Origin of the sequence: Nocardia sp. NPDC051756 (assembly GCF_040681495.1) — a bacterium.
Classification (GTDB): domain Bacteria; phylum Actinomycetota; class Actinomycetes; order Mycobacteriales; family Mycobacteriaceae; genus Nocardia.
Genome location: NZ_JBFAYV010000009.1, coordinates 179,651 through 206,080 on the forward strand (window position 1 = coordinate 179,651; position 26,430 = coordinate 206,080).

Below are 26,430 nucleotides of genomic sequence, written 5' to 3' on the forward strand. Positions count from 1 at the left end.
CAGACTTGTGCCGTGACTGGACGCCCGATAGCTGACGGAACGGCCGAACGCGGGCCGCTACGACCGATCGAGCTGGCCGTCGGGGCGGTGCTCGGCGGGGCGACCGTCGGCTTGGTGACCGTCGGCACGGTGGTCCCGTTCGCGGCGGCGCTGAACCTGGTCGCCGCAGTGCCGATGGGCTTGATCGCCCAGCGCTTCCGGCTGCGCGCGCTGATCGCCGCGGCGGCCGCGGCCACGGTGGTCACCTTCGTCGCGACCGGGTTGGTCGCCACCACCGGGCTGATGGCGACGGCGACGATCGCGGGCATCATCGGCACCACCAAGCGCCGCGGCGGCGGATTGGCCTCGGTGTTCAGCCTGTCCACCATCGCCGGCCTGATCTGGGCCGGCTTCGCGGTCGGCCTGCTGCAACTGTTCTCCGCGGGGCGGAACCTGCTGTTCGACACCCTGCGCAACACCTCGCGCGGCATCCAGGAGCTGGCCGCCCGCCAGCAACAGCTGGAGCCGCTCGGGCGCGCGGCCGCCGATCTCACCGATTCCGTGCTGCGCTGGTGGTGGGCCTGGGTCGGCGGCGGGGTCGCCTCGGGCATGATCGCGACCGCGCTGTTCTCCTGGTTCGTGCTCGGCTCGGTGCTCGACCGGCTGACCTGGCTGCCCGGCCAGGATCGCCTCGACGCACCGGCCGACGACCGCCCGATCGCGCCGCTGCCGGTGACGTTGCGGGGAGCCGCCTTCCGCTATCCGGGTGCGCTGCGCGACGCGCTGACCGACATCGACCTGACCGTGGAGGTCGGCGAATTCGTCGCGGTGGTCGGGCACAACGGCTCCGGGAAGTCGACGCTGACCCGGCTGCTCGCCGGCCTGCCGCCCACGGCGGGAACGGTGCAGCGGCCCGGCTCCGCGGGGCTCGGGCATCAAGGCGGCACCGCGCTGGTGTTGCAGCGGCCGGAGAGCCAGACCCTCGGCGTGCTCGTCGCCGACGACGTGGTGTGGGGTCTGCCGACCGAACTCGCCGCCGAAGTAGACGTCGCGGGCTTGCTCGGCGAGGTCGGCCTGGACGGCATGGGCGACAAGGAAACCGCCACGCTGTCCGGCGGGCAGCAGCAGCGGCTCGCGGTCGCCGCGGCGCTCGCGCGCAAGCCCGCGCTGCTCATCGCGGACGAGGCCACCTCGATGATCGATCCGGACGGCCGGCGCGAACTGGTCGAACTGCTTGCGGCGCTGCCGAAACGGCATTCGATGGCGGTCGTGCTGGTGACCCACCACGAGGCCGACGCGGCCGCGGCCGGGCGGGTGGTGCACCTGGCGCAGGGACGCGCGGTCGAGCGGTTGCCCGCCTGGCCGCGGCCGGCGCGCGACGTGCGGCGCAGGCCGATGGGCGACACCCTCCTCGAACTGCGCGACGTCCAATACACCTACAACCGTGGAACCCCTTGGGAGGCAGCGGCTCTGCACTCGGTCGACCTGACGGTGCGGCGCGGCGAGGCGCTGCTCATCGTCGGCGGCAACGGGTCGGGCAAGTCCACGCTCGCCTGGATCATGGCCGGATTGATCGAACCCAGTTCCGGCCGTTGCGAACTCGCGGGCAAGGCGGTCACCAAGCAGATCGGCCGGGTCGAGCTGGCGTTCCAGCACTCCCGGCTGCAACTCCAGAAACAGACGGTCGGCGCGGAGATCGCGGACTGGGGCGGGCGGGCCACCGGGTCCGGCGCGGTCGGGCGGGCGCTGGACGCGGTCGGCCTGGACCGGTCGCTCGCCGCGCGCTCGATCGAGGAACTCAGTGGCGGACAGGCGAAACGGGTGGTGCTCGCCGCGATCGTCTCCTGCCATCCCCAGGTGGTGGTGCTGGACGAACCGCTGGCCGGGCTCGACCCGGAGGGCCGCGCGGACATCGTGGAACTGCTTGCGCGGCTGCGCGATTCCGGGTTGACGCTGATCGTCATCTCGCACGACGTGGAGGACATGTCGGCGGTGGTCGATCGGACGGTGCACCTGCGCGCCGGCCGGCTGCTCGCGGCCGACGCGGTGACCGACACCGCCGTCGCCGAGGACGCGGCGCACAAGTCCGAGGCCCGGCCCGCCGCACCGCTGCGGCCGCCGGGCGACGCCGCGTGGCGGCTCGAGCGTGGAGGCCGGTCATGAGTGTGGTGCTGTTTCGCCGGGTCCCGGTGACCAGTCCGGTGCACAACCTGTGGGCCGGCACCAAGATGATCAGCGCGTTCCTGATCAGCTTCCTGCTGATGTTCCTGCCGACCTGGCCGGTGCTCGGCGTGATGATCGTGTTCCTGGTGTTCATCGGGGTGGTCGCGCGGCTGCCGCTCGGCACGCTGCCCCGGCTGCCCTGGTGGTTCTGGGGATTGCTCGTGCTGGGCGCGTTGCTCAACGCGCCGGTCGGCACCCAGGCCGTGCTGCGTTACGCGCAGACGGTGATGTTCGCGCTGATCATGGTCGCCGCGTCGTTCCTGGTCGCCTGGACGACGCCGATGAGCGATATCGCGCCCGCGCTGGCCAAGCTCGGCGCGCCGCTGCGCAAACTCCGGGTGCCGGTGGACGAATGGGCCGTCGTGGTCGCGCTGACGCTGCGTGGCCTGCCGCTGCTGATGGAGGAGATCCGGGTACTGCGCGCGGCCCGCAAACTCCGGCCCAAGGACAACCTGCTCTACCTGGCCACGGAAAACCCGCTCATCGACATCCTGACCGCCGCCATGGCCGTATCCACCCGGCGCGCAGGCGAACTCGGCGAGGCGATCACCGCGCGCGGCGGCACCGGCGAGCTCGCCGCCTACCCCAGCTCGCCCGGGCGCGCCGACACGGTCGCGCTGGCCATCGTGGTCGTGGTGTGCGCGGGCAGCGCCGTGCTCGGCTTCGCGCTGTTGTAGCCGCCTGCCTAACGCGTGCGCCGCGCACCGCGGGCGATACTGGCCGGGTGGGCGACGGCGACGAGGTACCGGCTTGGCGGCGGCGGACGGCCGGGGAATCGCGGCTGGCGGCGACCGCCGCGGTCATCGCGATAATCGCGTTGCAGGTGGTGTTGCCGGATCGATTCTTGCCCGAGCCTGAATGGTTGCTGCCCGGGCTGGAGGGCCTGCTTTTGGTGGTCGTGCTGGTTGCGAATCCGGTGCGAATCGACCGCGAGGAGAAGTGGTTCCGGTGGCTGGGACTGCTACTGGTCGGACTGCTCAGCGTCGCGACAGCATATTCCGCGGATCGCTTGGTGGCGGGGTTGATCGACGGCACGCTCAGCGACGATCCGGCCCGGCTGCTCGGGTCCGGCGGCGCGGTCTGGCTGACCAACGTGGTGGTGTTCGGCCTCGGTTACTGGGAGTTCGATCGAGGCGGCCCGGCGGCCCGGGCGTACGCCCGAAAGCCATTGCCGGACTTCATGTTTGTCCAGATGCAGAACCCGGATCTGGCGAGCGCGGACTGGGAGCCGCAGTTCATGGACTACCTGTATCTGTCGTTCACCAACGCGACCGCGTTCAGCCCGACCGACGTGATGCCGATGTCGCGCTGGGCGAAGGCGATGATGATGGTGCAGTCGGCGATCTCCCTGATTCTGGCCGCCCTGGTCATCGCCCGCGCGATCAACGTCCTGCATTGACACAGGTGAATAGCCAACTGCTATAACCGTATTCGCGGTTTCGGAAAGGGACACAAGCCCCCTATTTCATGGGCTGAACCCCTGCGCGAGCGGTAGAGTTATCTACGGAGTAGCTGTTCTCCGGATCACGTCATTGCCGCGCGCACAGTGGGGGAAAGGGATTCGACGTTGCGCGGCGCTCTCCGCTGCTCGAAACCTGATGAAGAATGGAACACCCGAATGATTCTCCGTAAAATCACCGCGGCCGCCGTGCCCTTGGTCGCCGCCGTCGCGGTCGGCGCAGGCACCGCCCATGCCCAGCCTGCCGTCGCGCAGGCGCCCGAGATCGGCTATGCGGCGAAGCTGGTGGGAGACAAGATCATCACCACGCTGACCGGTGGATCGTTCGAAGTGGTCGGCAATGTCGTCGACCTGAAGGACCAGGCAGGCAACACGGTGGTCACCATGCCGCTGGCATTCCGGCAGGACGGGCTGGAGTTCCCGCTACCGCATGCCGTGCGGGACGCGGGCCGGGTCCTGGAACTAACCGTGGTCAAGGACGTCGCCCAGGCGCGCCCGGTCCCGGCGACCGAGATCGCCTCGCCGTTCGAGAACCAGCGCGCGCAGGACGCGTTCCTGTCCCAGTTCGGCATCGCCACCGCGGTCGGCGGGTTCATCGGCACGGTGATCGGCGCGCTGGTCGGGCTGACCGGCATCCTCGGCGGCCCGACCGTGATCGCCAGCGTGCTGGCGGGCGCGGCGGTCGGCGGGATCATCGGCACCATCGTGGCGGGCGGCCCGACGCTGATCGTCGCGGGCATCGACCTGCTCAGCACGCTCGCCGCGCCGCCGGGAACGACCAAGTGGATGGACGAGACCGGACGTTCCAAGAACTGACGGACTACCGCTCGTGACAACCGGGTGCGACAGGCACGCCTGCCACCCGGTCCGCGAGATAGGACATCGCCCCGAACGATTCGATGACGGCCGTCGGGTTGTGCCCGGGCACCACCGAATGCACCGAGGTGATGGCCGCACCCTGGCCGCAGTACCGGCCGAGCAGATCGGTGAAGCCGGCCACGGGGACCACATCGTCACTGGTGCTGTGATACAGGTACATCGGGATGCCAGGGGCCGGTGTGCCGAGTTCGTGCGGATCGGTTGCCGCACGGAAACTGGGGTGGGACAACAGGTTCGGCACCGCGGCGAAGTCGTCGACGCGGGCGTTGACATATTTCGTCACCAGATCCGGGCCGCACGCGGCGCTGTCGGCGGCGATCATCGCGCGGCCACGCTCGTTGAGCAGATCCAGGATTCCCGCCCGCGGGTTGTCGCGGGTGGCGGCGATGACGACCAGCATGGCCAGGCCGGCCTGCATGGTGCCGTCCACGTGCTGGGCGATGGCGGGCCAGTTCGACGGGACACCGCCGGCCGCGATGCCCGCGAGGTGCACGTCCGGCGCGTACTGCGGCTGCATCTGCGCGGCCCACAGGGTGGCGAAGGCGCCGCCCGAATAACCCCACGCGGCAATCGGCGTCGCCGGGCCGAGTCCGGCGGCGGGCAGGTCGCGGGCGGCGCGGATGCCGTCCAGCACGCCGCGGCCGGAATTGACGCCGTCCAGGAAGCGGGACTGCGGGCCCTCGTGGTCGCTGGTCACCACGGCCCAGCCGCGGCGCAACGCGTCGGCCATGAACGGGGTGTCGATCAACGCCTGAGCGCCGCCGGGGTCGCCGCCGCCGCGCAGCGCGTACGAGGGCGCGCAACGGGAGCCGAGGCTGTCCTCGGCGATCTGATACGACAGCAGCGGGCGCGGGCCGGGTCCGAGCCACGGCACCATGGGCACCAGGACGGTGGCCACGTCGGCGACCGCCGCGCCGCTCGCGTCGGAGCTGCGGTACTTCACCTGCCAGGTCGAAACCGGAAGCGGCAGACCGAACAACGCGGTCTGGCGGGACTCGACGATCGCGCCCTCGGGGTAGGCGGCGAGGTCGGCGGGCGCGGCGTAGAACGGATCCGCGTCGGGTGGCGGCACTTGGGCTTGCGCGGCCGGCGCGGTGATCAGGGTCGAGGCGACGAGCGCCGCCGCGACGGCGACCACGGATCCGGCTCGGGATAGTGCCGCGCCGATGCGCCGGACCGGCGCTTCGGGTGCTGCCATGCTGCCGAGGAGCGATGTCCCCCTACCGATTCCGTCCGGAGTCGCCATGGCAGGCAACCTACCTTGCCGGTGGTCGAACCGGTCAACTCTCGCTCGACGTTTCGCCGACACGCCTAATTCGTTGCCGGAACGACACATTCGGCACATGGCGGCCTCCCCTGTCCGACGAGGCGCGACGGAGTGCGCTGACGCGGCACTGCGCCGACCGGCTCCGGCCTCGGGGCATCCACGGTAGTGGCCGATCGGACGCACCGGCAACGGTCAACCACGGTCAGCCGCACCGCCTACCGCGTGTCCGAACGGGACATCATCGAGCGTGCACGTGGCCGCCGCCGGTTCTCGTGCGGTGCCGCGTCACTTCTGCTGGTGCAGTGCCTTCTTGGCGGCTTCCTGAGCGGAGTCGACCTGGCTCGCGAACTTGCCGTCGGTCTTCTGGTCGACCAGGTCGCCTGCCTTCTCGATGACGGTCTCGACCTTGTCCGCGTTCTGCTGGGCCAGGTCGAGCGCCTTGTTCGCCAGGTTCTTGAAGTCCACCGTGTACTCCTCGTCCGAAATGGGTCCCACCGCGCATCACTGTAATCGGCGGCGGCGAACGTCCGCCGCTCGGCGATCAGTCCGAGGCGCCCAACCAGGCCGGATGCCATAGGCGGCCGGTCTCGGTCCAGTTCATGAAGCGCACGGTGCCATGGATTTTCGGCGTCACCCAGACGGCTTCCTTGCGTTCCTCGGCGGTCAGCTCGTTGTCGAACGGGCTGGTCTTGCGTTCGGTCGGGCTGAGCCGCTTGGCCAGTTCCAACATGGCGGGCTCGTTGAATCCGGTGCCGACGCGTCCGACGTAGATCAGCCTGCCCTCGTACGGGATGCCGACCAGCAGGGACTTGAAGTTGCGGGCGTCGCTGCGCCGCCAGCCGCCGATCACCACCTCCTGGGTGCGCCAGTTGCGCTGCTTCACCCACGAATGACCGCGCTTGCCCGGCAGATACACCGAATCCTTGCGCTTGGCGATCACGCCCTCCATGCCGTGGTCCTGGCTGTAGCGCACCGCGTCGGCGCCGGAACCGTCCAGCCGGGGCGGCACGATCATCGACGGCGCGGTCCCGGCGAGCGCCTCCAGCACCCGGCGCCGGTCCGAATATCGTTTGCGGACAAGCGAAGTACCGTTCAGATAGAGCACGTCGAAGGCGACGAACACCGCGCGCGCCGCATCCGCCTGCAAAAGACCGAGGTTGGCGACGCCGTGGTCGTCGAAGACCACCGCCTCGCCGTCCAAAACGACGCTGTGCCCGGACAATTCGTCGGCGAGCGGGGCCATGCCGGGGTACCGGTTGTTCACCACGATGCCCTTGCGGCTGCGCAAAGTCAGTGTGCCGGAGTCGATTTCGGCGATCAGCCGAAATCCGTCCCACTTGGTCTCGAAACACCATTCGTCGGCGGTCAGGTCGGCGACGTCGCCGGGCGTCGCCAGCATCGGCGACATGCCCCGAGGAAAGGGGGAAGGGCCGCTCGACATTCGGATGATGCGACCAGAAGGCCTGCCGGGATCCGCGCCGAGAGCGCGCGCTGGGTCGTCCCCGCTGTGCGCGTCGGCGTTGTGCTGTTCGCGCATCAGGTGCATCAGCCACTGGTTGCCGTTGGTCTGGATCAGCGCGTAGCGCCCGTTGAGCCGCTCGCCGTGGAATTCGACGATCACCTCGTCGTCGCGCCACTTCTCGGTCACGTAGGTGCCCGAATCCCAGATGGTCATCTCCCCCGCGCCGTACTCCCCCTTCGGGATGGCGCCGTGGAAGTCCAGGTACTCCAGCGGGTGATCCTCGGTGTGCACGGCGAGCCGGTTCTGGTCCGAGCTCGTCGGCGGGCCTTTCGGCACCGCCCAGGACACCAGCACGCCGCCGCGTTCCAGGCGGACGTCCCAATGCAGCCGCCGCGCATGGTGTTCCTGCACGACGTAGCGATTGCCCTCGCTCGGTTCGGGCCGGTCGGCAGGCACCGGCTCGGGTGTGCGGGCGGGGTCGCGCATCGACCGATACTTCGCCAGTGCGTCGGCACCGGATTCCGCCGAGGCGGTATTGCACTGCGGCAGCGCCGGATCCAGCTCGGCGAGCAGGTCGCCGTCGTCCTGCCAGCGGGCCAGGACCTCGTCGAAGCGCAAGTGCCGCAGCTTCTTCCGGCGCTCGATCTCCTTCCAGCTGCGGGGCGCGGCCGCGTTGGGTTGTTCGCGCCCGCGCAGCGAGTAGGGCGCGATCGTGGTCTTGGACGGATTGTTCTGGCTCCAGTCCAGGAAGACCTTGCCGCTGCGCACCGATCTCGCCATCGTGGCGGTCACCAGGTCGGGGTGCAGCTTCTCCAGGTTGGTCGCGACCTGCTTGGCCACCGTGGACGCGCCGCCCGAGCTGAGTTCCCGATCCAGCGGGACGTAGATGTGGATTCCCTTGCTGCCGCTGGTCACCGGGAACGCGTGCAGGCCGATTCCCTCGACCATCTCGCGTACCGCGAGCGCGACCCGCGCGCATTCGGCCAGTCCGGTGCCGGGCCCGGGATCGAGGTCGAACACCAGCCGGGTGGCCGGGCCGACCGCGTCGCCGTCGAAGCGCCATTGCTGCACATGCACTTCCAGCGCCGCCTGCTGCCCGAGCCAGGCCAGGCCCGCCTCGGAGTCGATCACCGGATAGGTGACCTTGCGATCGGAATGCTGGATGGTGTGCCGTTCGATCCAGGACGGCGCGTGCGCGGGGAGGTTCTTCTCGAAGAAGGAAGGCTCGTCGACCCCGTTGGGCCAGCGCTTCCTGGTGACCGGCCGCCCGGCGATGTGCGGGAGCATGGCCGGCGCGATCGCCGAATAGTAGGCGATGACTTCGCCTTTGGTGGTGCCGGTGGCCGGATACAGCACTTTGTCGAGGTTGCTGAGTTCAACCTCGATGCCACCGAACTTCCGGCGGGATGCCATGGAATTGATTTTAGAGGCGGGGACCGACAGAAAGCCGGATCCCCGCCGCTCGTCAGACCTGTGGACTCGAGCTGTCCATGCCCGGCGCGTCCGGGGTGTCCGGCGTGGTGCCCGGCGCACCGGCGCCGCCCGGCTGACCCGGCGCACCCGGCTGATCCTCCGGCGGGACCACCTTCTTGGCGGCCTCCTTACCCTTGGCGATCTTGTCCGAGTACTTGCCCTGGGTCTTCTGATCGATGAAGTCGCCGCCCTTGTCGATGGCGTCGTTGATCTTGTCCGCGTTCTTCGCCGCCGCGTCCTTGCCCTTGCCGACGAGGCCCTTCAGAGTATCCGCGAAGCTCATAGCGTTCGTTCCTTCCTCTAGCCCACTAGCAGGATGTCGTCAACCCACATCTTCCCACCACGAATCCCGTGGTGGGGTGCTACCTGGCTCGACCCGCTGGCCGGGCATCGGCACCGCGATCGCCGTGCCGGCCGTCTCGGCCGCGGTCACCATCCGGCGCACGGGCTCCGACCAACCGTGGAAGGCCAGGTTGAAGGTGGCCCAGTGGATCGGCACCAGCAGGCCGTGGCCGGCGTCGCCTGCGCACAGGTCGGCGTGCGCGCGGACCGCTTCCTCCGGGTTCATGTGCACATCGCGCCACCGCTCGTCATAGGCGCCGATGGGCAGCAGGGTCAGGTCGAACGGGCCAAGGGCCGCACCGGCTTCGGCGAACGCCTTGGTGTAGCCGGTGTCGCCGCCGAAGTACGCCCGCTTGGTCGGGCCGACGATCGACCACGACGCCCACAGCGTGGTGTTGCGGACCAGGCCGCGCCCGGAGAAGTGCCGCGCCTCGGTACAGGTGAGCACCAGATCCGAACCCGCGTGCGCCCGGCCCAGTGCGGACAGCGAAACCGAACCGCCCCAATCCAATTCGATGATCCGGCGTTCCGGCACGCCCCAGTGCCGCAGGTGCGCGCCGATGCCGACCGGGACCAGGAACGGCGCGGTCTGGCGCAGCACCAGCTCACGGACCGTGTCCTTGTCCAGGTGGTCGTAGTGATCGTGCGAGATGATCACCGCGTCGATCGCGGGCAGCTCCGACAGCGGTGTCGGCACCGGATGCATCCGGCTCGGGCCGACCAGCGCGGACGGCGAAACCCGTTCGCTCCACACCGGATCGGTGAGCACCCGGTAGCCGTCGATCTCGATCAGCGCGGTGGCGTGGCCGTACCAGGTGACGGCCAGGTCGGCCGCGGTTTCCGGCAGCTGCGGGGTCTGTAGCGGGATGACCCCGGTCGGGCGGCCGGTGTTGCGCTTGGTGAGCGCCGAAACCAGCAGCGACGGTGCGGATCCCGCGGCCAGCTGACTGCTCGGCTCGGTGTTGTGGAACTGGCGGTTGCGGTAGGTCATCGCCCCGGCCGCGTACGGCTGGATGGCGTTGATCGAGGCGCCCATCGCGGACGGGATGCCCCACGCGGCGCGAACCACCCAGGTCAGACCCAGTGCGCCGGCGGCGGCCACGGCAATGCTGCGAATGTTCATCAGCGCCCCAGGAATTTCGCGGCGCGCTTCTCTTGTCTGGCCAATCGGCCCTCCTGCGCGTCGGCACTGGTCCAGGCCGCTTCCAGCGCGGCGCGCTGCTGCGCGTTGTCCGGCTCGCGGGTGCCGTCGTCGTTGAGCACCAGCTTCATGTGCCGCAGCGACAGCGGCGCGAGCTGAGCGATCTGCTTGGCCCAGGACTGCGCGTCGGCCAGCGAGCCGAGCCGGTTGGCGAAGCCGAAGTTGTAGGCGTCGGCCGCCGACACCTGGTCCGCGCCGAGCAGGATGGTCCGGGCCGGGCCGCCGCCGATCAGCGACACCAGCCTGCGCACCGTCCACCGGTCCACCGAGATGCCGAGCTTGGCCGCCGGCACCGCGATGTAGGCGTCCGGCGCGATCACCCGCAGATCCGAGGCGAGGGCCACCTGCACGCCCGCGCCGAGCGCGCCGCCGTTGATCGCCGAGATCACCGGCACCGGGACCGACTCGATGGTGTGCAGCATGTCCTGGAGTCCCCCGAGGAATTCCTCGGAGTAGACGCCGGACAGATCCGCGCCCGCGCTGAAGATCGGGCCGCGCCCGGTTATCACGATTACCCGCGCGTCATCGGCGACGGCGGCAAGGACGGCTTCGCGCAGCAGCGTGATGAGTTCGAGGTTCAGCGCGTTGCGCCGCTCCTCACGCTGAAGTTCGATGGTCACCACGTCACCGTCTCGGCTAACTCCGAGCATGCGACCTCCCCAACTGAACGATCCGTCTAGTTACATTCACTTTGCCACAGCCGACGGCGTAGACCGTTGAAGCGGATACGATCGGCGGCTGTGCCGACAGACTTCGACCTCCTGGTGATCGGCGCTGGTCAGGCCGGGCTGTCAGCTGGCTATCACCTTCAGCGCCTCGGGCTACGCCCCGAACAGGACTTTCTCATCGTGGACCATGCACCCGGTCCGGGCGGGGCCTGGCAGTTCCGCTGGCCCTCGCTCACCCTGACCACGGTCAATCGGGTGCACGACCTCCCGGGCATGTCGTTCGCCGAAACCTTGCCGCCCGGCTCGGAATCCGCGCCCGCGGCGACCGCGGTGCCGCACTACTACGAGCTCTACGAGAAGCACTTCGATCTGCGGGTCCGCCGGCAGGTCTCGGTGAAGGTGGTGTGCGACCGGACCGAGGACGGCAGTCCCGCCGAGCACGGACCGATCCTCAACGCGGAGACCGACTCCGCCGGCACCATCCGGGTGCGCGGACTGATCAACGGGACCGGGACCTGGGAACATCCGTTCATCCCGCGCTATCGCGGCGCGGAGACCTTCGCCGGACGGCAGCTGCACACGCACGACTACCGCACCGCGGCGGAGTTCGCCGGTAAGCACGTGGTGGTGGTCGGCGGCGGCATCTCGGCGGTGCAGTTGCTGGACGAGATCTCCCAGGTCACCTCGACCACCTGGGTGACCCGCACCGAACCGATCTTCCGCGACGCGTCGTTCGGCCCGGAGGACGGGCGCGCGGCGGTGGCCAAGGTGGAGGACCGGGTGCGCCGCGGATTGCCGCCCGGGTCGGTGGTCTCGGTGACCGGGCTGCGGCTCGACGACCGGCTCCGGGCCGCCCAGCGACGCGGCGCGCTGCATCGGCTGCCGATGTTCGACCACATCGAACCGGACGGGGTGCGCTGGGCCGACGGCGCCTTCCAGCCCGCCCAGGTGATCCTGTGGGCCACCGGATTCCGCAGCGCGCTGGACCATTTGGCGCCGCTGCGACTACGCGGTCCCGGCGGCGGCATCACCATGACCGGCCGGCTCGCCACCCAGGTGGCCGCGGATCCGCGCATCCACCTGATCGGCTACGGACCGTCCGCGAGCACGATCGGCGCGAACCGCGCGGGGCGGGCGGCGGCCGTGGAGCTGACGGACTATCTGGGGCTTGGCTAGTCCAGGCCGGCGGTCATCGTGTCCGGGTCGGGGCCGACGCGGGTGCCGCTGTCGAGGGCGTTGATCGCGTCCATCTGGTCGCGGGAGAGTTCGAAGCCGAAGACGTCGAAGTTCTCCGCGATCCGGGACGGGGTGACCGACTTCGGGATGACGATGTTGCCGAGTTGCAGGTGCCAGCGGATGATCACCTGGGCCGGGGTGCGGCCGACCGCGGCGGCGACCGAGGTGATGGTCTGATCGTCGAGCAGCGTGCCCTGGCCGAGCGGGCTCCACGCCTCGGTGGCGATGGCATGGCCTGCGTGGAAGTCGCGCAGTTCGCGCTGGGCCAGCCGCGGATGTAGCTCGATCTGGTTCACCACCGGGGTTTCACCGGTCTCGCCGATCAGGCGCTCCAGGTGCTCGGCGGTGAAGTTCGAGACGCCGATGGACTTGATCAGGCCCTGTGACTTCAGTGCTTGGAAGGCGCGGAACGTGTCGAGGTAGCGATCGGCCTTGGCCACCGGCCAGTGGATGAGGTACAGGTCGAGGTAGTCCAGGCCGAGCTTCTTCAGGCTCGTGTCGAACGCGCGCAGCGTCGAATCGAAGCCCTGGTCGGCATTCCACAGCTTGGTGGTGACGTAGATCTCGTCGCGCGGCAGGCCGAAATCACGGATCGCGCGGCCGGTGCCTTCTTCGTTGCCATAGATCGCCGCGGTGTCGATACTGCGGTAGCCGGCCGCCAGCGCCGCGGTGACGACCGGGGTCACCTCGTCGTCGGGCACCTGGAAAACGCCGAAGCCCAGTTGCGGGATCACGTTGCCGTCGTTCAGGACGATCGAGGGGATGGCGGAGGTCTCGCTTCTGAAGGTCACCCTGCGACGGTAGAAGTGTGGCGGCGAGCCGTCAACGCTGCCCCTTGGCGTGTTGGCCCCCGGTTTACCGCCCGACCTGCGCTTTCTCACCGGCCAACAGTGACGGTCATGACTCAGCGAGCACCCAGGCCTGCCACCGCCTCGAAGGCACCGGCCGCCTTACGGATGTCGCGGCGCACCGCGTCCGGGGGGTCACCCGACTGCAACCGGTGCCGGATCTCCGCGTGCAGCGCGCGATCGATGCCGGCGAGGACGGCCGCCAGCAGCCGCGGTGTTGCGTCGCGTTTGCCAGCACCGGCCGACTCGGTGATGGCCGCGGCGAGCGCGGCTTCGGTCTGTTCGCCGAGTAGGCGCAGCCGGGCCTGCAGCGCCGGGCTGTCGTCGACCAGCTGCCAGAACGTGGCGGCTTCGGCGGACAAGCCCAAAGTCGGCTCGTTGCGGCGTAATTCGTCCAGGAACAGGCGGCGCACCGCCGCCGCGGGCGACTCGTCGTCGGCGCGTTGCCGCACCGCGCCCGCGAGCCGGTCGACCACCTCGGCCTGCCGATCGAAGAAGAGATCCTCCTTGGTCGGGAAGTAGTTGAACACGGTGTTGATCGACACCCGGGCCGCGTCCGCCACCTCGGCGACGGTGACCCGATCGAAGCCGTGCGCGACGAACAGGCCCATCGCGGCGTCGGCGATGGCCAGCTACGAATCGGGCCATGACTCTTCGATTCGGGATCTATGCGGGCGGGCTCGGCGCCGACGAACACGGCAATCTGATGCCCGGCCCGCCGGAACAGGCCGATCGGATCGATGCGGCGCTCGATGCGCTGCACGGCGAACATCCGTTCCTGGCCGGGGATATCTGCTCTATGGCGAGAACATCGGCGGCGTGAGCGAGACACCGCATGAGGGCATAATGAGGGCATCGCGCTATCATTGAGGGCATGGCGACTATCAAGCCCCCCAAGGCTAAGGCGAAGACCACCAAGGTGGTCCGCAAAGCCGTCCCGACAAACCTCAACGTGCGTAATCTGGACCCGGCGACCAAAGCGAGCATTCAGCGCCGCGCCAACCGCAACGGCCGGTCGATGGAAGCGGAAGTTCGCGCCATCCTCACACGCGCAGCCGACGATGAGGCCAATCCAGCGCCGGTGGTCAACCCGCTCTCTGGCGCGGCGCTGCTGGGACGACTGGCGCAGCTACGGGAAGCGCTCGATGGAGACGTGCCGGAAATCGGCGCACGGCACGAGGATTCGAAAGATTCGGCCGAGTAGTGCTGATACTCGACACGAATGTCATCGCGGCCGCGATGGTTCCGGAGAAACACCCCATCGTTGCCGCATGGTTGGCGACCGTCAGCGACTTCTACACAACATCCATCACGGTCATGGAAGTGGCAAAGGGTGTCTACCCGATGGCTGAGGGTCGCAAGCGTGACGCGCTGATGGCGGCGGCCGACGCCGTATTCGCGCCACTGGTTCAGGCCGATCGCATCCTGAACTTCGACTACTCCGCCGCATTCTGTTACGCCCACCTGATGCTGAAGCGGCCGAAACCAACTGCCGGTGAAGTGACTGACGCCCAGATCGCCGCAATCGCCCTGGCACATGACGGCATGCTGGTGACACAGAATGTGAAGGATTTCGCCGGACGAGGACTGCGCGTGTTCGATCCGTCCACCGGTACCGAGCACTGAGCACCTCGGCTCCGGCGAGGTCATGAAATTCGAATTCGTTTGCTGTGTTCGGATTACACGGCGAAGCCGGCGTTTGCGTGGAGTCGAGGGTTGATCGCGGAACTCGGCGAGACGGGCAACCTAGCCGTCGGCCGCGTTCGGGAGGCCGAGACGGCGGTAGCGCTGCTGACGCAGGGCGCGGAGTTCGGCGGCGGGGCGCTGCCGGAGCTGGGCGAGTTCGTCGGCGATGGCGGCGCCCATGCGGCGGGCGAAATCCACCGATTCGTCGGCGGCGTCGGGGTATTCGGGCACGATGCGGTCGACCACGCCGTCGGCGAGCAGGTCGGCGGCGCGGATGCGCTGGGACCCGGCCAGTTCCGCGGCGTGCTCGGTGTCGCGATAGACGATGGCGCTCGCACCCTCCGGCGGCAGCGGGGCCAGCCAGCCGTGGGTGGCGGCCAGGACGCGGTCGGCGGGGAGCAGGGCGAGCGCGCCGCCGCCGGTGCCCTGACCGAGCAACACCGAGACGGTCGGCGTGTCCAAGGTCACCAAATCCGCGATGCAGCGGGCGATCTCGGGGGCCAATCCGCGCTCCTCGGCCTCCTTGGACAAGGCGGCGCCGGACGTGTCGATCACCAGCACGAGGGGCAACCGCAACTCTTCAGCAAGCGCCATGCTGCGGCGCGCTTCGCGTAGTGCGGCGGGCCCCATGGAGTACCCGTCTTGCTGCCCCGATCGGTCGTGTCCGAACACCACGCACGGCTGGCCGCGGAAGCGGGCCAGTGCGTGCACCACCGTTCGATCGGCCTCGCCCTGTCCGGTCCCGCTCAGCGGAACCCGTTGGGTCACATGACGTAACAGGTCGCGAATACCGGGCCGATCCGGACGCCGCGAGATCACGACGGACTCCCACGCCGAGACAGCGTCGGCCAGCTTCCGGTCGGATCGTGGAACTTGTTCGCTCGCAGTCGAATCCGGGATCCCGCTGAGGACGCTCAGCGCACGATGGGCGATCCGGCGGAAGATGGACACCGTGATGGCGCCGTCGATAACGCCACGGCGGTAAAGGTTTTCGGCGGTCTGCACGCCCTCGGGGAACGGCTGACCGTACAGCGCCTGATAGACGCGCGGCCCGAGGAACCCGATCAACGCGCCGGGTTCGGCAAAAGTCATGTGCCCCAACGAACCCCACGAGGCGAAGACGCCGCCCATGGTGGGATTGCGCAAGTAGACCAGATAGGGATGGCCGGCGGATTTGTGCGCGGCGACGGCGCCGGCGATCTTCACCATCTGCACGAACGCGACGGTGCCCTCTTGCATGCGGGTGCCACCGGAGGTGGGCGAAGCGACCAGGGGCAGCCCGAGTTCGGTCGCCCGCTCGACCGCGGACACGATCCGTTCCGCCGCGGCGACCCCGATCGAACCCGCCAAAAAGCCGAACTCGCAGGCGATTACGGCGACGCGACGGCCACGCAGCAGTCCCTCGCCGGTGAGCACCGACTCATCGGTGCCCGCCGCGACCGCAGCCTTCTGCAACGCCTCGCGGTATCGCGTGGTCGCGGCCACCGTGATCGGTGACCGGTCCCAGCTGACAAACGAGTCGGTGTCGAGCAGTTGCCCGAGTAGTTCGCGCGCCGAAATCTTCACCGCGCGAGCACTCAGTAGCCCTGCATCACCTTGCGCAGGGCGTACTCGGTGAGCGCGACCAAGGCCTGCTTGGCCGGCTCGCGACGCCGGGCGTCGATGGACAGGATCGGCACGTCCGCCGGGACCGCGAGGGCCTGCCGGATGTCCTCGATCGGGTAGCGCGGCGCGTCGTCGAATTCGTTGAGCGCCACCAGGAATGGTAGGCCGCGCGCTTCGAAGTAGTCGACGGCAGCGAAGCTGTCCTCGAGTCTGCGGGTGTCGACCAGCACCACGGCGCCGATGGCGCCGCGGATCAGGTCGTCCCACATGAACCAGAATCGGTACTGGCCCGGCGTACCGAACAGGTACAGCACCAGATCGTCGGCGAGGCTGATCCGGCCGAAGTCCATCGCCACTGTGGTGGTCGACTTCATCGGGATGCCCGTCAAATTGTCGATTCCGGTACTGGCATTGGTCACCAATGCCTCGGTGCGCAGCGGAACGATCTCCGAGACAGCACCGACCATCGTGGTCTTACCGACACCGAAGCCACCCGCGACCACGATCTTCGCCGACGTTGGCTTGCTGGTACGGGTGTCGACCTGCGCCGTCGAATCAAATACGCCGGAGTCCACTGAGAACCCTTTCGATCAGCTCGCGACGTTCATCGTCGCTGGAATCGTCTTTCAAAGTCGCCGAAACGCGTACATGCCCGGCCTCGATCAGGTCGGCAACCAGCACGCGAGCCACCCCGATGGGGATACCAAGTCGGGCTGCTACCTCAGCGACGGACGGCGATTCTCTGCACAACTCCACGATTGACGTCTCGATGTTGGTCAGTTCGAACTGCCGCTCCAGGGCGACCGGATGCGATGCGACGAGAGCCTCCAACGCCAACTCGACCGCGGGCCTCGTTCGGCCTGCGGTCAACGAGTATGGGCGGACGAGACTGGGCTCGGCGCTCCCCAAGCGGTGATCTTCTATGTCCATCCCACCATCAGGAACCCATCGTGACGCGTGGCGTGGCCTGAACTGTCTGGCCAACCCGCTCGACCAACAACGCCATCTCGTAGCCGACCTGACCGATGTCGCACGACGTGTTGGTCAGCACGGCAAGGTACGAGCCGTCGCCGACCGCCATGAGTAGCAGGTACCCGTGCTCCATCTCGACGACGGACTGCAGCACGGTGCCGCCCTCGAACAGGTTCGAGACGCCGACCGAGAGGCTGGCCAGTCCGGCGGTGACGGCCGAGAGCTGCTCGGCACGGTCGACGGGCAGCTGAGCGCTCGCGGCCATGAGTAGGCCGTCAGCCGAGACCAGGACGGCATGGGCTACGCCAGGAACCTCGTTGGCGAAGTTCGAAACCAGCCAATCCAGCTGACGATTCGTACCACCTAGATCGGGGTTCATCGGTCTCCTTTATCTCCGGTTAAGTTCATTGCTCTCATCGCGCGGCCATCCCGGACGCCCTGCTGATGGCGACTCAGGCTGGACCTGATCGTTTCTGGATCACGGCTCGGTGCCCGATCCACCGCACCGTTGACGGCGCCCGGGACCAGCCTTCCGCCCGGATTGCGTTGCGGCAACCCGGCCGCCGTCCTTGTTTCGGATTGTGCCTCGCTGGCCGCTCGAGCCGCCTGCCAACCTTCATCACCGGGTGATTCGAAGGAGGCGGCCACGGTGGACCTGTCCATATTCGGGTCTGACAGCCACGCCGACATCATTTCCGCGAAAATCGGTGTCCCGCCCATGACGGAATCGCCGGTCTCGACCGCGGGCTGAAGCCTGGTCTGGAAGAACGACGCCGTCCTGGTCGGGTTGGCGCGGTAACTGTGCCTGCCTGGATCGCCGCCTGCGGCCTCCGCATCCTTCGGCTGCTCGTCGACGCCGGGCAGCGTACCCCGCCCGCGCTGGGACAGACCAAGGCCCGGCGAGGAATCCCGCTGCGGCAGAGCGTCACCCGGCTCGCGCTGCGGCAGGTTCGGCGGTACCTGGGTGCCCGGCTGGCGCTGCGGCAAACCGGTCGGCGTCACGTCCCGCTGCGGCAGACTCGCCGCCGCGTGCCGATGGCCACCGGCGCTCGGATCCCGCTGCGGCAGACTCGAGTCACGTTGCGGCAAACCGCCCGCACTCGGGTCACGCTGCGGCAGGCCGCTGGAACTCGGATCCCGTTGCGGCAAGCCGCCGGACGCGGACTCGCGCTGCGGCAGGCCGCTGGAACTCGGATCGCGCTGCGGCAGACTCGAATCGCGTTGCGGCAGGCCACCCGCGCTCGGATCCCGTTGCGGCAGACCACCGGACGCGGACTCCCGCTGCGGCAGACCGTTCTCGCCACGCTGACGGCGCGGCAGGCCACCCGCGGTGGGCTCGCGCTGCGGCAAGCCACCCGCGGTCGGTTCCCGCTGCGGCAGGCCACCCGGCGCGGACTCCCGCTGCGGCAGACCACCGGACGCGGACTCGCGCTGCGGCAGGTCACCGGCACTCGGATCACGCTGGGGCAAACCACCGGCATTCGGGTCGCGCTGCGGCAAGCCCTCCCGCTGAGGTAAGCCACTCGGCCCGGTCTGGCGCTGCGGCAGACCACCGGAGGCGCTGTCCCGCTGTGGCAGTCCGCCCGCACTCGGGTCTCGCTGCGGCAGTCCGCCCGCGCTCGGATCACGCTGCGGCAGACCGCCCGGCGCGGAATCCCGCTGCGGGAGCCCGTTCTCGCCACGCTGACGCTGCGGCAGGCCGCTGGGCGGCTGCGCGAGACCACTGATGCTCGGCTGCGGTACGCCGTTGCTGCCCGGCTGACGCTTGGGCAGCTCGCCCGAATTCGCGTCCCGCGGCGGCAGACCCGTCACGGTCGGCTCGACCGGACCACCCGGCTGCCGCGGCGGCGGACCGCCGGGGCCGAGATTGCGCTTGGGTAGGTTCGCGGCGGCGAGCTTGCCCCGCTGCGGCCCACCGGACTGCTGACCACCCGGTGCGGGGCGCAGCGTCGCACCCGACTGCTGTGCGTTCGATTGCAGCCCGGACGCCATGGAGTTACCCGGCTGCCGCTGCGGCAGCCCACCGCCGGCCGGAATCGGCCCGCTGGGTGCGGCATTCGGATTGGTGATCGGCAGCGGGCCACTGACGCCGGGATCGACGGTCACCATGACGTTGCCGCCCGGAGTCCGGGTGATCGCCCGCATCTGCATCGACGACGCGGCGGACGGCCGCGGCCGCTCGCCCGCCTGCGGCGACGGGGTGACCGGCTGCGCGGTGATCGGCTTGCCCGCGACGATGAGCCCGCCGGGGACGTGCACGGTCACCGTGACGCCCGGATCACGCGCGGTGTCGAAGGTCGGGCGCAGCCGCACGGTGAGCCCGTGCCGCTCGGCCAGCCGGCCGACCACGAACAGACCCATGTGCCGGGCGGTGTCGGGGCCTGGCTCGGCGGTCTGTTCCAAACGCCGGTTGATATCGGCCATTTCGGACGGCGGCATACCGATGCCCCGGTCGGCCACCTCGATGAGCATGCCCTGGTCGTGCGCCTGCGCGAAGGTGAACTTCACGTCGGTCTCCGGCGGGGAGGCGCGCAGCGCGTTGTCCAGCAGCTCGGCGAACAGGTGCGCCATGTCCGAGGCGGCGGGCTCGACCAGCGAACCACGCGGCGTGGCACCCAGTTTCACTCGCTCGTAGTCCTCGACCTCGGAGATCGCGGCCCGCAGCACGTCGGCGATCTCGACCGGCGCCGACTTGGCGCGGCGCTGCCTGGTGCCGGCGAGGATGAGCAGGTTGTCACCGTTACGCCGCATACGCGCGGCGAGATGGTCGAGCCGGAACAGGTTCTCCAGCAGCCGCGGGTCCTTCTCGTCGTACTCCATCGCCTCGATCAGGCTGAGCTGATGGTCGACCAGCGACTTGGATCGGCGGGCCAGCGTCTCGAACATGTCGTTGACCTGTGAACGCATCTGCGCCTGGTCACTCGCGAGGCGCAGGGCCTGGCCGTGGATGTCGTCGACCGCGCGGGCCAGCTGGCCGATCTCCTCGGTGCTGCGCACCGGCATCGGTTCCAGCGGCACCTCTTCCGGCGAGGCGCCGGTGCGGAGCTGGGCCACCTCATGCGGCAGGTCGCTCTCGGCGACCCGCAGCGCGGCCAGGCGCAGCCGGTGCAGCGGCACGATCATCGAGCGCGCCACGAACACGGCGAGCAACAGCGCCGCGAGGATGGTGGCGACGACGACCGCGGTGTAGGTCCACGCGTCGCGTTGCGCGGTGGACACCAGCGAGTTCATCGCGCTGTCGATGTCCTTGGTCGCCCGGCTCACCACGAGCTCGTAGACCGCGAGACTGTCGGTGAGCGACTTCTTCAGATCGCCGACCGGAATCTGACCGGCCTGCGACTGCGGGCTGTTCAGCAGTGTCACGCGTGTATCGATGCCCGCGCGCAGATCGGCGATCGAGGTGTCCCCGTCGGCGAACCGGTGCGACAGCACGCCGAGCAGCGAACGCTCGGTGTTGGCCGCGGTGAGGAAGCCCGGGGTGCCTACCTTCGGATCCTTCAACACATCCGGGAACGCGGCGACCTCGCCGACCAGCGTCGCACGCGTGTTGAGCGAGTCGACGAGGCGCAGCTTGGCCGTATCCACCGCGGTGTCGCTGACCTGGCCGACCGTCGTCTCGACGATCCGCACGCTGTCGTTACGTACCCGGTCGATCAGGCCGATGGCATCCGAGCTCGGCCCGGTGCTGACGTTCTTGCCTTGCTGGCGAACGGCTTTTGCCTGATTGAGCATGCTGTCCAACGCCGAACGCGCGCCGGACACACCACTGAGCTTGTCGGCGGCCTTCTCCGCGTTGGCAATCGCCTTGTCGAGATCGGCGAGGTTCTGGTCGGTCACCACCGAGACGTTCGGCGCGACCGCGATCATCTGCGAACCGACAGTCGTCGCCGTCTGCGCGCTCAACGCGGTGACGGCCGGTATGGCCTGGACGTTCTCCGCGACGTCGGCGAGCCGACCCGAGTTGGTGAACTCCGATGAAATCCTGGACACGCCAAGGCCTACCGCGACGGCCAGCGGGACGGCGAGAACTGCCGTCACCTTCCAGCGCAGGTCCCAGTTGCCGAGCGCCCAGCGCCTTCTGCCGGACCTAGCGGCCTCACGCATCTCCCACTCACTTTCCAAACTGGCCCCAACCACGCGCCATCAGCGAACCTCCACACGCATACTGGCTCGACAGGCGGAGCTGGCCGAGAACTGCGGCTGGCCGAGAAATTGCGTCTACGACGGCCCAAATAAGTGACATCAGATTCTAACGGATCAATAACTTCTTGGGTGACTCCGAGTAAGCATGCGACCCTTGACCTGGCCGTTCCAGGCAAAACCAATGGTCACAACACCCACCCGGGCGTCGCGTGAAGTCTGCCACAATCAACCAGATCTATCGAGGCGGGCATCGAGGCGAGGCTAGGGAGTCACGGGTTTGAACGTGCGGCACGAGTACCGACCGGTCTATCAGACCAGCTTGGTCGACCCCGCCGAGTTCTGGGCCGGGGCGGCGGAAGCCATCGATTGGGTGGTGCCACCGACCCAGATCATCGACCCGGCTGCTCGCCCGGTGGCCAGGTGGTTCACCGATGCTCGCCTCAACACCTCCTTCAATGCCCTCGACCGGCATGTGCACGGTGGCAGCGCGGCGGAGGGGGGCTTGGCGGATCAGCCCGCCTTAATATACGACTCCGCTATGACCGGCGCCAGAGGCGTTTTCACCTACGCGGAGCTGCTGGAAAAGGTTGCCGAGTTCGCCGGCGCGATGAGCCGGCTCGGGGTGGTCGCGGGCGACCGCGTCATCATCTACCTGCCGATGATCCCCGAGGCCGTGATCGCGATGCTGGCCTGCGCGCGCATCGGCGCGGTGCACTCGGTGGTGTTCGGCGGCTTCGCCGCGCCGGAGCTCGCCGCGCGCATCGACGACGCGGAACCGGTGTTGATCATCACAGCATCGGGTGGGCTGGAACCGGGCAAACAGCTCGAATATCCGCCGATTGTGTTGCAAGCCTTGGATCTCGCCGCGACCACGGCGCCGCGCACGGTGATCGTGAAGCAGCGGCCGCAGTTCCCGACGATCCATTTCTCCGCGCCGCAGGCCGCGACCGAATCGCTGCCGAGTTCGGCACAGACCGTCGCCGCCCAGTGGCTCGATTGGGACGACGCTGTCCGAGATGCGCCACTCGCCGAGCCGGTCCCGGTCGCCGCGACCGATCCGCTCTACATCCTCTACACCTCGGGCACCACCGGGAAACCCAAAGGGGTGGTTCGGGACAACGGCGGACACGCGGTTGCCCTCGCCTGGTCCATGCGCAACATCTACGACATCGGCCCGGGACAGGTGATGTGGACCGCCTCCGATGTCGGCTGGGTGGTCGGGCATTCCTATATCGTCTACGCGCCGCTGCTGGTCGGCGCGACCACGCTGCTCTACGAGGGCAAGCCGATCGGCACGCCGGACGCCGGCGCGTACTGGCGGGTGGTGGCCGAACACAAAGTTCGCGTGCTGTTCACCGCGCCGACCGCGCTGCGCGCCATCCGCAAGGCGGACCCGGAAGCCGAACTGGCGCACGGCCACGACCTGTCGTCGCTGCGCGCCCTGTTCTGCGCGGGCGAGCGACTAGATCCCGCGACCTACGCCTGGGCCGACGAGGTGCTGCTCGCCGATCGCACCGACTGCCCGGTCGTCGACCACTGGTGGCAGACCGAGACCGGCTGGCCGATCTGCGCGAATCCGCTGGGGCTGCAACAACTTCCGATCAAGGCGGGTTCGGCCTCGGTGCCGGTGCCCGGCTACCGGCTGCGGGTGCTCGATTCCGAGGGCAACCCGGTGGCGCCGAATATCGAGGGCAACATCGTGATCGGGCTGCCGCTGCCGCCCGGCACGCTCACCGGGCTGTGGAACGACGACGAGCGCTACAAGCGTTCGTATCTGACCGCCTACCCCGGCCACTACCTCACCGGCGACTCGGGTTACTTCGACGAGGACGGCTACCTGTACGTGCTCGGCCGCAGCGACGACGTGATCAATATGGCCGGACACCGGTTGTCGGCGGGCAGCATCGAGGCGGCCATCGCCGGGCACGCGGCGGTCGCCGAGTGCGCGGTGATCGGGCTGCCCGACGAGCTCAAGGGGCATCGGCCGCTGGCCTATGTGGTGCTCAAGTCGGGCGTCGAGGTCGATCCCGCGCAGCTGCGCGACGAACTGATCGAACGGGTGCGCGCGCAGATCGGCGCGATCGCGACGCTGCACGACGCGGTCATCGTCACCGCGCTGCCGAAGACCAGATCGGGCAAGATCCTGCGCAAGACCATCCGGCAGATCACCTCCGGTGAGCCCTACGAGGTGCCCTCCACCATCGAGGATCCGACGGTGCTCGAGGCACTGGAGGAGCAGATCCACGCGGCCAACCCGGCGAAGGACACGCCGGCCTCGGACCCGGTGGCGACCCCGGACGTGGGCTCGCCCGCGTAATCTGCCTCGCGAAATCGTTCGTCCCGCTTAGGGATTGACGCGTGCTCAGAGATTCCTTAGGGAACGTTCAACAAGGTGCCAGTGCGGCGGCCTAGCGTCGAGGGCGCCGGCAATAACCCCTCGACGAACTGGAGTCACACCATGAAGCGTTCCGTTGGCCGTCCCGCTGTCGCCGCCCTCGCCGCGGGCGGACTGGCCACCGTTGCCGTGTTCCTCAGCCCGGCGCTCGCCTCCGCCGACCCGATGGAGCTGGCCGGCCCGCTGCTGAACTCGGACTGTTCGTTCGCGCAGGTCGACGCCGCGCTGCACGACAAGGCCCCGCAGCTGGCCAAGATGCTCGACGCGAACCCGGCACAGAAGGCCGAGTTGCAGCGCAAGTTCGACCAGCCGGTCGAGCAGCGCCGCGCCGAATTGCAGCAGGCGATCAACGAGAACCCGGACGCGGTCCAGCAGGCCCAGAACGACCCGCGCTACGCCCAGCTGCGCGGGACCATCCAGGCCGTCGCCGATTCTTGCCACAACTACTGACCGGGCGCGCATGCCCGCCTGACCGGTTGCACCGATCGGTGACGGCACAATGACAGACGTGACACCAACGACCCCGACCGTCCTCGTCGTCGATGACGACGAGGACGTGCTCGCCTCGGTCGAGCGCGGCCTGCGGCTTTCCGGCTTCCACGTGCTGGTGGCCCGGGACGGCGCGCAGGCGCTGCGCAGCGTGAACGAGCACGCGCCGGACGCGATCGTGCTCGATATGAACATGCCGGTGCTCGATGGCGCGGGCGTGGTGACCGCGTTGCGCGCGCTGGGCAACGAGGTGCCGATCTGCGTGCTCAGCGCTCGGGCCTCGGTGGACGATCGGATCTCCGGGCTGGAATCGGGGGCCGACGATTATCTGGTCAAACCGTTCGTGCTGGCCGAACTCGTCGCGCGGATCAAGGCGCTGCTGCGCAGGCGCACCGACACTCAGTCGCCGGCCACGCCGGGCGCGATCACCGTGGGTCCGCTCGAAGTCGATGTCGCGGGTTATCGCGCGCTGCTGAACGGCGCCGAAATCGAGCTGACCAAGCGGGAATTCGAGCTGCTGTCCACGCTGGCGCGCAATGTCGGCGTGGTGCTGAGCCGGGAGCGGCTGCTGGAACTGGTGTGGGGCTACGACTTCGCGGCCGACACCAACGTGGTCGACGTGTTCGTCGGATACCTGCGGCGCAAGCTGGAGGTGGAGGGCACGCCGCGGTTGCTGCACACGATCCGCGGGGTCGGGTTCGTGCTGCGGGCGCCCAAATGACGGAGGTCGCCGCGCCGAAATCCCGTCGGCGCCGGGCCTTTTCGCTGCGCACCCGGGTCGCAGGCGCGGCCGCCGCTGGTGCGGTCATCGTCGTCGCGGTGATCAGCGTGATCAGCATTCACGCGATCGAGCGCAACAACATGCGGCAATCCGATCAGCAGCTGGCGATCGCCGCGCGCCTGGTGCTGATCGAACCGGTCGTCGTGGTCCGGGTGATCGGCTTCGTGCCCGGACTGAACAACGACATCGCCGTCACCGTTCGGGTGGACGGCAATGTCATCGCGAGCACGCCGACCCAATTGCCCGATCTGGCACCGGGTTCGCGGACCGTGCCGGTCGGCGGCACGCCCTACCGGATCCTCTCGACGACTGAGAATCAGCCCGCGGGCCGGGTGGTGTCGATGGGCATCCCGACCGCGTCGGCGGCCGCTGCGACCGCCGAGCAGCGACGTTGGGTGCTCGGCGGCGCCCTGTTCGCCATCGCGGCCTCCGCGGCGCTGGGCTGGCTGCTGGCCGGGCGCGCGGTGCGTCCGATCGTGCGGCTCACCCGTCAGGTCGACGCGCGCAGCGGCCTGCCCGATCCGCGCGATCCGCAGACGCCGGTGGACGGCTCGGGCGTGCGCGAGGCGGAAAAGCTGGCGGACGCGGTGAATACGATGTTGCAGCGGGTGGACCAGGCTCAGTCCGAAACCGCGGCCGCGCTCGAGACCGCGCGCGATTTCGCCGCCGTGTCCGCGCACGAACTGCGCACGCCGCTCACCGCCATGCGCACCGACTTGGAGGTCTTGCGCACCCTCGACCTGGACGAGGCGCAGCGCGCGGAGATCCTCGCCGATCTGCAACGCAGTCAGGGCCGAGTGGAAACCACACTCGCCGCGCTGGAACGCCTCGCGACCGGTGACCTCACCAACGAACGCGACCACGTCGCCACCGATGTCGGCGACCTGTGTGACCAGGCCGCACACGATGCCATGCGGCATTTCCCCGGGCTGAAGGTGCGCATCGACAGCGACACCGAGCTGGTCACGCGCGGCCTGCCCGCGGGGCTGCGCCTCGCGGTGGACAACGCGCTGGCCAACTCGGTCAAGCACGGGCGCGCCACCGAGGCGCTGGTCTCCGCGCATCGAGCGCCGAACGGGCACATCGTGATCAGCGTGGACGACAACGGCCGCGGTATCCCGGCGGACGAGCGGCAGGCCGTGTTCGATCGGTTCTTCCGCGGCAGTCAGGCGAGCAAGGGCGGGTCCGGCCTCGGCCTCGCCCTGGTCGCCCAGCAGGCCCAATTACACGGCGGCCGTGCCTATTTCGACGACGGCACGATGGGCGGCATCCGCCTGGTGCTGGAGCTGCCCGCGCCCGCCGCGCTCTGACCGGTCTCGCCC

Annotated in this window: 24 protein-coding genes and 1 pseudogene; 12 read left to right on the forward strand and 13 right to left on the reverse strand. The window is 69.0% G+C overall.

Annotated elements, in window-relative coordinates:
• Nucleotides 1-12 precede the first annotated feature (12 nt).
• From AB0M22_RS35635 to AB0M22_RS35650, 4 genes are all read left to right on the forward strand, one after another.
• Entirely contained in the window at nt 13-2,142 is a 2,130-nt protein-coding gene (locus AB0M22_RS35635) for an ATP-binding cassette domain-containing protein (protein ID WP_364736381.1), read from the forward strand.
• Complete coding sequence (locus tag AB0M22_RS35640; protein WP_364736383.1) at nt 2,139-2,879, forward strand: energy-coupling factor transporter transmembrane protein EcfT; 741 nt, start codon at nt 2,139-2,141, stop codon at nt 2,877-2,879. The genes AB0M22_RS35635 and AB0M22_RS35640 overlap by 4 nt, the downstream gene beginning before the upstream one ends.
• Nucleotides 2,880-2,926: 47 nt before the next feature.
• Nucleotides 2,927-3,601 carry a hypothetical protein gene (locus AB0M22_RS35645; RefSeq protein ID WP_364736385.1) on the forward strand — a complete coding sequence of 225 codons (675 nt, stop codon included), beginning with the start codon at nt 2,927-2,929 and terminating at the stop codon, nt 3,599-3,601.
• Nucleotides 3,602-3,820: 219 nt separating this feature from the next.
• A complete protein-coding gene (locus tag AB0M22_RS35650; RefSeq protein WP_364736387.1) occupies nt 3,821-4,477 on the forward strand; it encodes an ammonium transporter in 657 nt (218 codons plus the stop codon).
• Nucleotides 4,478-4,481: 4 nt separating this feature from the next.
• On the opposite strand, the gene AB0M22_RS35655 is transcribed toward AB0M22_RS35650, so the two are convergent.
• The 6 genes and pseudogenes from AB0M22_RS35655 to AB0M22_RS35680 form a co-directional block, all read right to left on the reverse strand.
• Nucleotides 4,482-5,738 (reverse strand): lipase family protein, encoded by a 1,257-nt coding sequence (locus tag AB0M22_RS35655; protein ID WP_364736389.1) that lies wholly within the window; start codon nt 5,736-5,738, stop codon nt 4,482-4,484.
• 354 nt (nt 5,739-6,092) lie between these two features.
• Nucleotides 6,093-6,272 (reverse strand): antitoxin, encoded by a 180-nt coding sequence (locus AB0M22_RS35660; RefSeq protein ID WP_364736632.1) that lies wholly within the window; start codon nt 6,270-6,272, stop codon nt 6,093-6,095.
• Between the two features lie 76 nt (nt 6,273-6,348).
• Nucleotides 6,349-8,682 carry an ATP-dependent DNA ligase gene (locus AB0M22_RS35665; protein WP_364736390.1) on the reverse strand — a complete coding sequence of 778 codons (2,334 nt, stop codon included), beginning with the start codon at nt 8,680-8,682 and terminating at the stop codon, nt 6,349-6,351.
• Between the two features lie 154 nt (nt 8,683-8,836).
• Nucleotides 8,837-9,025: pseudogene (locus tag AB0M22_RS35670) on the reverse strand (antitoxin); the annotation flags it as partial.
• 39 nt (nt 9,026-9,064) lie between these two features.
• Entirely contained in the window at nt 9,065-10,207 is a 1,143-nt protein-coding gene (locus tag AB0M22_RS35675; RefSeq protein WP_364736391.1) for an MBL fold metallo-hydrolase, read from the reverse strand.
• Nucleotides 10,207-10,935 (reverse strand): enoyl-CoA hydratase, encoded by a 729-nt coding sequence (locus tag AB0M22_RS35680; RefSeq protein ID WP_364736393.1) that lies wholly within the window; start codon nt 10,933-10,935, stop codon nt 10,207-10,209. Before AB0M22_RS35680 ends, AB0M22_RS35675 begins: the two co-directional genes overlap by 1 nt.
• Before the next feature lie 90 nt (nt 10,936-11,025).
• On the opposite strand from AB0M22_RS35680, the gene AB0M22_RS35685 reads away from it, so the two are divergent.
• Nucleotides 11,026-12,129 carry an NAD(P)-binding domain-containing protein gene (locus tag AB0M22_RS35685; protein ID WP_364736395.1) on the forward strand — a complete coding sequence of 368 codons (1,104 nt, stop codon included), beginning with the start codon at nt 11,026-11,028 and terminating at the stop codon, nt 12,127-12,129.
• Here the strand turns inward: AB0M22_RS35685 and AB0M22_RS35690 are convergent.
• Nucleotides 12,126-12,980, reverse strand: coding sequence for an aldo/keto reductase (locus tag AB0M22_RS35690; protein ID WP_364736397.1), 855 nt, complete (start codon nt 12,978-12,980; stop codon nt 12,126-12,128). The genes AB0M22_RS35685 and AB0M22_RS35690 overlap by 4 nt on opposite strands.
• 113 nt (nt 12,981-13,093) lie before the next feature.
• A complete protein-coding gene (locus AB0M22_RS35695) occupies nt 13,094-13,669 on the reverse strand; it encodes a TetR family transcriptional regulator (protein WP_364736634.1) in 576 nt (191 codons plus the stop codon).
• 14 nt (nt 13,670-13,683) lie between these two features.
• Here AB0M22_RS35695 and AB0M22_RS35700 point away from each other — a divergent pair, with 14 nt between their 5' ends.
• Genes AB0M22_RS35700 through AB0M22_RS35710 form a run of 3 tightly spaced genes read left to right on the forward strand, consistent with a single transcriptional unit; the run spans nt 13,684 to nt 14,663 of the window.
• Nucleotides 13,684-13,860 (forward strand): hypothetical protein, encoded by a 177-nt coding sequence (locus AB0M22_RS35700; protein ID WP_364736399.1) that lies wholly within the window; start codon nt 13,684-13,686, stop codon nt 13,858-13,860.
• Nucleotides 13,861-13,911: 51 nt separating this feature from the next.
• The gene (locus AB0M22_RS35705) at nt 13,912-14,241 is read left to right on the forward strand and encodes a hypothetical protein (protein WP_364736401.1); all 330 of its coding nucleotides are present in this window, start codon (nt 13,912-13,914) and stop codon (nt 14,239-14,241) included.
• Entirely contained in the window at nt 14,241-14,663 is a 423-nt protein-coding gene (locus tag AB0M22_RS35710) for a type II toxin-antitoxin system VapC family toxin (protein WP_364736403.1), read from the forward strand. The genes AB0M22_RS35705 and AB0M22_RS35710 overlap by 1 nt, the downstream gene beginning before the upstream one ends.
• 120 nt (nt 14,664-14,783) lie before the next feature.
• Here the strand turns inward: AB0M22_RS35710 and AB0M22_RS35715 are convergent, their stop codons facing one another.
• From AB0M22_RS35715 to AB0M22_RS35735, 5 genes are read right to left on the reverse strand one after another with little or no spacing between them, the layout of a single operon-like run.
• Nucleotides 14,784-16,289: a carboxyl transferase domain-containing protein gene (locus AB0M22_RS35715; protein ID WP_364736405.1), complete on the reverse strand. Its 1,506-nt coding sequence runs from the start codon at nt 16,287-16,289 to the stop codon at nt 14,784-14,786.
• Between the two features lie 11 nt (nt 16,290-16,300).
• Entirely contained in the window at nt 16,301-16,903 is a 603-nt protein-coding gene (locus AB0M22_RS35720; RefSeq protein ID WP_014981574.1) for an ATP/GTP-binding protein, read from the reverse strand.
• Nucleotides 16,884-17,258 carry a DUF742 domain-containing protein gene (locus tag AB0M22_RS35725; protein ID WP_040731099.1) on the reverse strand — a complete coding sequence of 125 codons (375 nt, stop codon included), beginning with the start codon at nt 17,256-17,258 and terminating at the stop codon, nt 16,884-16,886. Before AB0M22_RS35725 ends, AB0M22_RS35720 begins: the two co-directional genes overlap by 20 nt.
• A gap of 7 nt (nt 17,259-17,265) precedes the next feature.
• Complete coding sequence (locus tag AB0M22_RS35730; protein WP_011207200.1) at nt 17,266-17,679, reverse strand: roadblock/LC7 domain-containing protein; 414 nt, start codon at nt 17,677-17,679, stop codon at nt 17,266-17,268.
• Nucleotides 17,676-21,404, reverse strand: coding sequence for an ATP-binding protein (locus AB0M22_RS35735; RefSeq protein WP_364736408.1), 3,729 nt, complete (start codon nt 21,402-21,404; stop codon nt 17,676-17,678). Before AB0M22_RS35735 ends, AB0M22_RS35730 begins: the two co-directional genes overlap by 4 nt.
• 316 nt (nt 21,405-21,720) lie before the next feature.
• Here AB0M22_RS35735 and AB0M22_RS35740 point away from each other — a divergent pair, with 316 nt between their 5' ends.
• The 4 genes from AB0M22_RS35740 (at nt 21,721) to AB0M22_RS35755 (ending at nt 26,418) form a co-directional block, all read left to right on the forward strand.
• Complete coding sequence (locus AB0M22_RS35740; protein WP_364736410.1) at nt 21,721-23,760, forward strand: AMP-binding protein; 2,040 nt, start codon at nt 21,721-21,723, stop codon at nt 23,758-23,760.
• Between the two features lie 141 nt (nt 23,761-23,901).
• On the forward strand, nt 23,902-24,288 hold the full coding sequence (locus tag AB0M22_RS35745; RefSeq protein ID WP_364736412.1) for a hemophore-related protein: 387 nt from the start codon (nt 23,902-23,904) through the stop codon (nt 24,286-24,288).
• 49 nt (nt 24,289-24,337) lie between these two features.
• Nucleotides 24,338-25,048, forward strand: a complete 711-nt coding sequence (locus AB0M22_RS35750; RefSeq protein WP_364736414.1) for a response regulator transcription factor — start codon at nt 24,338-24,340, stop codon at nt 25,046-25,048.
• The gene (locus tag AB0M22_RS35755; RefSeq protein WP_364736416.1) at nt 25,045-26,418 is read left to right on the forward strand and encodes a HAMP domain-containing sensor histidine kinase; all 1,374 of its coding nucleotides are present in this window, start codon (nt 25,045-25,047) and stop codon (nt 26,416-26,418) included. Before AB0M22_RS35750 ends, AB0M22_RS35755 begins: the two co-directional genes overlap by 4 nt.
• Nucleotides 26,419-26,430: the final 12 nt, after the last annotated feature.

Coding starts and splice junctions, on each gene's coding strand:
- AB0M22_RS35730 (WP_011207200.1), bottom strand. CDS start 17,679: ATGAACCCCGATCTAGGTGGTACGAATCGTCAGCTGGATTGGCTGGTT.
- AB0M22_RS35735 (WP_364736408.1), bottom strand. CDS start 21,404: ATGCGTGAGGCCGCTAGGTCCGGCAGAAGGCGCTGGGCGCTCGGCAAC.
- AB0M22_RS35655 (WP_364736389.1), bottom strand. CDS start 5,738: ATGGCAGCACCCGAAGCGCCGGTCCGGCGCATCGGCGCGGCACTATCC.
- AB0M22_RS35680 (WP_364736393.1), bottom strand. CDS start 10,935: ATGCTCGGAGTTAGCCGAGACGGTGACGTGGTGACCATCGAACTTCAG.
- AB0M22_RS35675 (WP_364736391.1), bottom strand. CDS start 10,207: ATGAACATTCGCAGCATTGCCGTGGCCGCCGCCGGCGCACTGGGTCTG.
- AB0M22_RS35725 (WP_040731099.1), bottom strand. CDS start 17,258: ATGGACATAGAAGATCACCGCTTGGGGAGCGCCGAGCCCAGTCTCGTC.
- AB0M22_RS35750 (WP_364736414.1), top strand. CDS start 24,338: ATGACAGACGTGACACCAACGACCCCGACCGTCCTCGTCGTCGATGAC.
- AB0M22_RS35745 (WP_364736412.1), top strand. CDS start 23,902: ATGAAGCGTTCCGTTGGCCGTCCCGCTGTCGCCGCCCTCGCCGCGGGC.
- AB0M22_RS35640 (WP_364736383.1), top strand. CDS start 2,139: ATGAGTGTGGTGCTGTTTCGCCGGGTCCCGGTGACCAGTCCGGTGCAC.
- AB0M22_RS35755 (WP_364736416.1), top strand. CDS start 25,045: ATGACGGAGGTCGCCGCGCCGAAATCCCGTCGGCGCCGGGCCTTTTCG.
- AB0M22_RS35700 (WP_364736399.1), top strand. CDS start 13,684: ATGACTCTTCGATTCGGGATCTATGCGGGCGGGCTCGGCGCCGACGAA.
- AB0M22_RS35650 (WP_364736387.1), top strand. CDS start 3,821: ATGATTCTCCGTAAAATCACCGCGGCCGCCGTGCCCTTGGTCGCCGCC.
- AB0M22_RS35705 (WP_364736401.1), top strand. CDS start 13,912: ATGGCGACTATCAAGCCCCCCAAGGCTAAGGCGAAGACCACCAAGGTG.
- AB0M22_RS35665 (WP_364736390.1), bottom strand. CDS start 8,682: ATGGCATCCCGCCGGAAGTTCGGTGGCATCGAGGTTGAACTCAGCAAC.